We start from the raw sequence: 5,618 nt of genomic DNA, 5'->3' as shown, positions 1-5,618 counted from the left end.
TTCTCTTCCTGGCTGCCGCTGCCGGCAATGTAGAGGTGGGCTTTTGGCAAATCAGCCGCTTTAAAAGCCTTGAGCAGAAGGTCTTGCCCCTTGACCTTTTCCAGGCGGCCGACATTGATGATATTGAAGCCGGCATGGTCTTCCTTGGCTGGCAAAGTCTTGTTGTCTTGGAAGTTGATCCCGTTGTAGATGACGTGGATCTTTTCTTTATCGACTCCGTAAGCCAGCAGGATTTTTTCAAAGCGGGGAGTGATGGCGAAAAGCCCATCGGCCTGCTTGATGGCCCTAAGGTTCAGCTTGGTAAAAATCTTCCCGGCAACACCCCGCCCTTCAAAGTCGATCGCGGGATCCGAGTGAACGGTGATAAACCAGGGACAAGGCAAGGACGACTTGATCAAGCTGACAAAAAGATTGGCCCGGGCCCCGTGGCTGTGGACCAGGTCGTAATGCCCAGCCTTGATCGTCTGCTTCAGCCGCTTGAGCAAAGTCAGGTCATAGCGGCTGGAGGTGCCCAAAACAAGAGTCTTGATTCCTTTTTCCCGGGCGGCCTGGGCAACCGGTCCTTCGGCAAAGGTCAAAAGGTCAAAGTCCTGGCCCTCCTTTTTAGCCTGGGAGAGCAGGTTCACGATGTGGGTCAGCCCGCCCCCGCTTTCCAGGCCGGCGTTGATGTGCAGTACTTTCATGATTGCTTGTCCTGCCCCTTGCTCTTTTTGACTTCCAGGACGAATTTCGGCAAAACCATCATCCGCCCCAGCCGGCTTGGTTCCTTCAACAGCCGGTAGAACCATTCCAGGTGGGCATCCTGGAAGGCTTTCGGCGCCCGCTTGACAGCCCCGGCGAAGACGTCAAAGCTGCCGCCAACCCCCATCATGCTGGCCGGCATGTTCTGCTTGCGCAAGATGGCCAGGAGCTTCTCCTGCTTGGGGAAGCCCAAGGCCGCGAAGACCAGGTCCGGTTTAGCCTGGGCGATCCGGCTGGCAATTTCCGGCAAGGCGTCTTTAGAGTAGCCGTCTTCAGCGCCAACCAAGTCAATGCCTGGGTAGTCCTTGGCGATTTTTTCCTTAACGGCGGCGATCACGGCTGGCTTGGCCCCGATCAGGTAGACCCGCAAGTGGTCTTCATTGGCGACTTTTAGGTACCAGCAAAAGAGGTCGTAGCCGGTCACCCGCTCCGGCAGCTTCATGCCCAGCATCTTGGCCGCTTTGATGATGCCGATCCCGTCGGCCGTCACGTAGTCAGCCACATTGTTGATGATCTCCCGGTAATCCGGGTCTTCTTTGGCAGCCATGACGATTTCCGGGTTGGCCGTGACCACCAGGGTCGATTCTTTTTTCCGCAAGCGGTCCAAAAAGCGGGCTTCAAACTCAGCCAGGCTGTACTTGTCGAAGCCGACGCCCAAAATGTTGATTTTTACCATGCTTCCACGCTTTCTTTGCTAATTTTCTTTTTTCTTCCTTATTAATGGGCTATTTCTTGAGCCGCTTTTTGATCATGGCAAGCAGGTCCTCATTCAGGTCAAACTTCAAAAGCCAAAGGATGACCAGGTAGACGGCCATGATGGCCAGGGACTTGACTGTCATGTTGACAAAGGCGCTGGGAATCTGCCAAGGCCACAGCATCCCTGCCGCCAGGCTGATCCCCATCGCCAAAAAGCACTTGGGCACGTCGCTGAAGGTTTCCTTGAAGTCGTAGCCGTCGCGGACGATCCAGCAGCGCAAAAAGAGAACCACTGCTTCGGTCAAAAGGATCGCCACCATGGCGCCCGCCGCCCCGAAAGGCCGGTCCAAAAAGTAGCTGAAAATCAGTTCCAAGGCTGCCCCGATCGTGACCGGGATGGCATAATCCTTGTCCCGCTTGTTGGCCAGGGCAAACTGGTTGGCGAAAACCCCGCCCATGGGAATCAAGATGATGGTCAAGGTAAAGAAGAACATCAAGGGAGTCATCGGAATGTACTTTTTCCCGAAGAAAAAGGGCACGAATTCCTTGGTATTGGCCATGACCACCACGGCAAACATGGTTCCCAGCATGGTCGTGGCTTCCAGGGACTTCTTCAGGACCTTCTTCTGGGTCTCTTTGCCCTGGATCGCCATCTGCGGCATTATTACCAGGGAAATACTGGTGATCACGCCCAGGATCATGTTGGAAATTTTTTGCGAATTGTCATAGTAGGACACCTGGGCCGTGTTTTGGAAAAGGCCTAAAAGAGGCTTGTCCAAAGACGTGTAGATCTGGGTCGCGATCTGGGGGATCATCAGGGTCATGATGGCCCGGCGGGTTTCAGCAAACTGGTAAAAGTGCTTGACCGGCCGGCCAACGTACTTGCCGATGCTGAACCAGAAGACAAAAGAACCCAGCATGGTCGACACGGACATGATCAGGAAGTACTTCCACAAGTCGCCGGGACTTTTGATCAAGAGCAGGATAAAGACCACGCTGATGATCTTGACGATGGTGTTTCTCAGCACCACTTTGCCAAAGTCCGCCAGCCCCTGGAAGAACCAGGAGATGTCGAACTGGGCCGAAATCAGGTAGGGCAGCATCAGCAAAAAGTAGTTCCAGTAGCGGACCTTGAGAATCAGGCAGGTCAAGACGGTCAAGGCAATAGTCACCAGGCCGCCGATGAACTGGAAGTACCACAGACCCCAGAAGGCCTGGGTCAGTTCGCCCCTTCCGCCCTTGGCCCGGGCCCGGGAGATGGTCCTGACCCCGATGTTGGACAAGGACAAGACGCAGAAGATCATCAGAAACTGAACCGTATTGTTGACGCTGGAATAGATCCCATAGGTCGTCGGGCCCAGGACTCTTGACAGGTAGGGAACCGTGATCAAGGGCACCAGAACCAGGAAGACCTGGTAGATCGCATTGTAAAAGATGTTTAAAAATGTTTTTTTCAAAAAATCAGACCCCGCTTAAATAATCAAATATCGTCCGGCAGGCCTGGCCCTGGTCGACATAGTCGCTGAGCGCCAGCCACTTTTTCCGCTCTTGGGCATACTTGTCGCTCTCTCCCAGCTGCTTGACCAGGTCGGCCTGGCTGGCCACGCAGGGGCCGGGCACGATTTTTTCATAAGGCCCCAGCAAAAAGCCACGGGTCTTTTCGTACTGGTCCAGGTAGTTGGTGATGAAAAAGAGCGGCTTGTCCAGGTGCAGGTAGTCAAAGTAGATCGAGGAGAAGTCGGTCATGAGGAAGTCGGTTGCCCCCAGGAGTTCATAGAGATCCAAATCTTTCTCCAAAAGATCAGAATTGTTCAAAAAAGCCACGTGCTTGGCCTTTAGGTGAAAGTCGCTGAAGAGCTTCATTTCCCAAGGGTGGAGCTTGACCAAGAGGTACTGTTTCCTTTCAGCCAGCTCCTGGTCCAAAGCCGCCAGGTCAAAGTCGCTGAAGGCAAAAAAGTTCCCGGCCTTGATCCGCTCCATCACTTCCGGGTCCTCTAATTCATAGCGGAAGGTCGGCACGTAGATGCCGACCTTGGCTTCTGGGTCCTGGCAGGCGAAAAAGTCGCTCAAGAGCTGGTCTTTCTTATAAGCTGGCTTGAGCAGGGAATCGATTCTGGGGAAGCCCAGCTTGACGTAGCGGGGGCCTTCAATCCCCATGCAGGCGCTCATCAGGCTTTCATAGAGCTCAGAACTGGAAGTCACCAGGTCGGCCGTCTTGTGCCAGAGCTTTTCGTTTCGCTGGTTGTCCCGGCGCTGGGTATTGTTGGCCATGGTCCCCATCCGCTTCAGAGGAATCCCGTGCCAGAGGGCCAGGTTGACCTGGCTCTTGCGGACCTTGAAGGGCTGGTGGGTAGTCAAGACGTACTTGGCCCGGCCGATTTTTTGCCAGTCCGACCAAGGCAGGTGGGAAGACGGCCAGGGTTCAATTAAATAGGCCGTCACTTCCGGGTGCTCGCGGCGCAGGTACTTATAAAAAAGGTAGCCGTTTGACCCCGACCGGCCGGCCCCGTTCAAAATCACGTAGGTGTGCGGGTCTTCTTTTTGCCAGCGGGCCAGAAACTTCATGACTGCCAGATACAGGCGGAATAGTATGCTTTTCATATTGCCTCGTTAATCATTAGCTAATAGTATCAAGTCCATTTTAGCAAATTCGCCCCCGGCCGCCAAAAGCAAGTTCCATCTTTTGCTCTTTTTTAATAGGAAAAAAAGAGGCAGGAATCAACCTGCCTCTTTGTCGTTTAGTTATTCTGCTTATTTGCTGAAAGTAAATTCAAAGCGCTCGCCCACGTATGAAGCCCGCGTGTATTCAAATGGCCGGCCGTCAGCCAGCTTGGTCACCTGCCGGCGGGTAATCAAGGCTTCTCCGCGGCGGCAGTTGAGCATGCGGGCGTCTTGCTCGTTGGCTACAGCGGCTGAGATGTACTCGGTCGCATCCCCGATCTGGTAGCCGCCCTGCTTTTCCAAGGTCTGGTAGAGGTGGCTTGAGACGTCTTCTTTAGAAAAAGGCGCGATCAGGTCTTCCGGCACCGTTACCGTTTCATAGCAGATCGGCACCTGGTCGGCATAACGGATCCGCTCCATGCGCAGGACCTTGTCGCCGCCGTCAAGTTCCAGCCGCTCTTTTTCCGACAGGGACGGCTGGGTGATCTTGTAGGACACCAGCTTGCTGGACGGGGTCTGCCCGTTGGCCCGGGTAATCTCGGTAAAGGACATGATCCCCGACATTTTTTCCTGGACCTTCTGGCTGGCCACGTAAGTCCCGCTGCCCAGCCTTCTTTCCAGAATCCCCTCTTCTTCCAGGGTCTTGATGGCCTGGCGCAGGGTCATCCGCGACACCTTGAACTGCTCAGCCAGCTGCCGTTCAGCCGGAATCCGGTCTCCCACCTTGTAGACATGATTTTCAATGTCCCGGCGCAGCTGGTTGTGAATTTTGATGTACATTGGTTCTTGCATCGTTCTTCCCCCCACAGAATCCTCAAGCTTAGATCTTAATTAAATTCTATAGCAAAAGGCGGCCTTTAGACAAGTTTACATTTAATTCCCGTCAATTTTACCTTGCCCTGGCCTGCCTGTTTTACCGGCAGGACTTCCTGGTCGCTCTCCAAAACGCTGCCCAGGATCCCCGCCTGGCCGGCCAGGGCCAACTGGCTCCCGGCCACGTTCAGCAGGGCATCCTGCAGGCGGACCTGGGCGGAATCCGCCAGATCGAGCCATTTGCCCTCATCGCAGGAAAAATGCGGCCGGCAGAAAGTTGCCTTGCCCGCTCCCTTGACTTCGCCAGCCCGCAAATGGCAGTTGGTCAAAAAGCTGCTCCCCCCAGTCTGCGTCAGCTGGTCAAAAGTGCAGTTTTGAAAGCTGGCTTGATCAACCTGCTGCAAGTCAGTGCTTCCTTTTAGCTCACAGTTCAGCAGGTCCACCTGGCCCAGCTGGCCCGCCAAAGCCAAGGCCGACTCCGTAAAATACAGATCATCAGCCTGCCCGCGGCTGGTCACCTGGTCAAAAGCCGTCTGGTCAAAATGGCCTTCATAAGCAGAAGCTTCCTGCAGCGCGACTTCGCCCCTGATCCGGGACCGGCTGATGGCCAAGGGACCATAGCCGGCAGCGGCTAGGGCTACCGGATCGGCGGCAATTTCGCTGCCGGCAATCTGGACGTGCTGCTCGCCGCCAGCCAGCTGGATTTT

General features: G+C 54.8%; 5 protein-coding genes and 1 pseudogene. All 6 read right to left on the bottom strand.

Annotated elements, in window-relative coordinates; all coding sequences use genetic code 11:
• Nucleotides 1-683, bottom strand: a 683-nt coding sequence (locus tag lacNas_RS10330) for a glycosyltransferase (RefSeq protein WP_201346831.1), incomplete at its 3' end; no start/stop codon positions are given.
• Nucleotides 680-1,417: a WecB/TagA/CpsF family glycosyltransferase gene (locus lacNas_RS10325; protein WP_201330505.1), complete on the bottom strand. Its 738-nt coding sequence runs from the start codon at nt 1,415-1,417 to the stop codon at nt 680-682. The genes lacNas_RS10330 and lacNas_RS10325, both read right to left, overlap by 4 nt.
• 49 nt (nt 1,418-1,466) lie before the next feature.
• Nucleotides 1,467-2,894: an oligosaccharide flippase family protein gene (locus lacNas_RS10320; protein ID WP_201330504.1), complete on the bottom strand. Its 1,428-nt coding sequence runs from the start codon at nt 2,892-2,894 to the stop codon at nt 1,467-1,469.
• Nucleotides 2,895-2,898: 4 nt separating this feature from the next.
• Nucleotides 2,899-4,038 (bottom strand): CDP-glycerol glycerophosphotransferase family protein, encoded by a 1,140-nt coding sequence (locus lacNas_RS10315; RefSeq protein WP_201330503.1) that lies wholly within the window; start codon nt 4,036-4,038, stop codon nt 2,899-2,901.
• 150 nt (nt 4,039-4,188) lie between these two features.
• The gene (locus lacNas_RS10310; RefSeq protein ID WP_201330502.1) at nt 4,189-4,890 is read right to left on the bottom strand and encodes a GntR family transcriptional regulator; all 702 of its coding nucleotides are present in this window, start codon (nt 4,888-4,890) and stop codon (nt 4,189-4,191) included.
• 65 nt (nt 4,891-4,955) lie between these two features.
• A pseudogene (locus lacNas_RS10305) lies at nt 4,956-5,618 on the bottom strand (hypothetical protein); the annotation flags it as partial.

The organism is Lactobacillus nasalidis, assembly GCF_016587775.1.
GTDB lineage: Bacteria > Bacillota > Bacilli > Lactobacillales > Lactobacillaceae > Lactobacillus > Lactobacillus nasalidis.
The sequence above is the reverse complement of the archived record's forward strand: the minus strand, read 5'-3'. Positions and strand labels throughout refer to the sequence as shown.

What these genes read in the sequence shown, in the direction of transcription:
- lacNas_RS10315 (WP_201330503.1), bottom strand. Translation starts at nt 4,038, where the DNA reads ATGAAAAGCATACTATTCCGCCTGTATCTGGCAGTCATGAAGTTTCTG.
- lacNas_RS10325 (WP_201330505.1), bottom strand. Translation starts at nt 1,417, where the DNA reads ATGGTAAAAATCAACATTTTGGGCGTCGGCTTCGACAAGTACAGCCTG.
- lacNas_RS10310 (WP_201330502.1), bottom strand. Translation starts at nt 4,890, where the DNA reads ATGCAAGAACCAATGTACATCAAAATTCACAACCAGCTGCGCCGGGAC.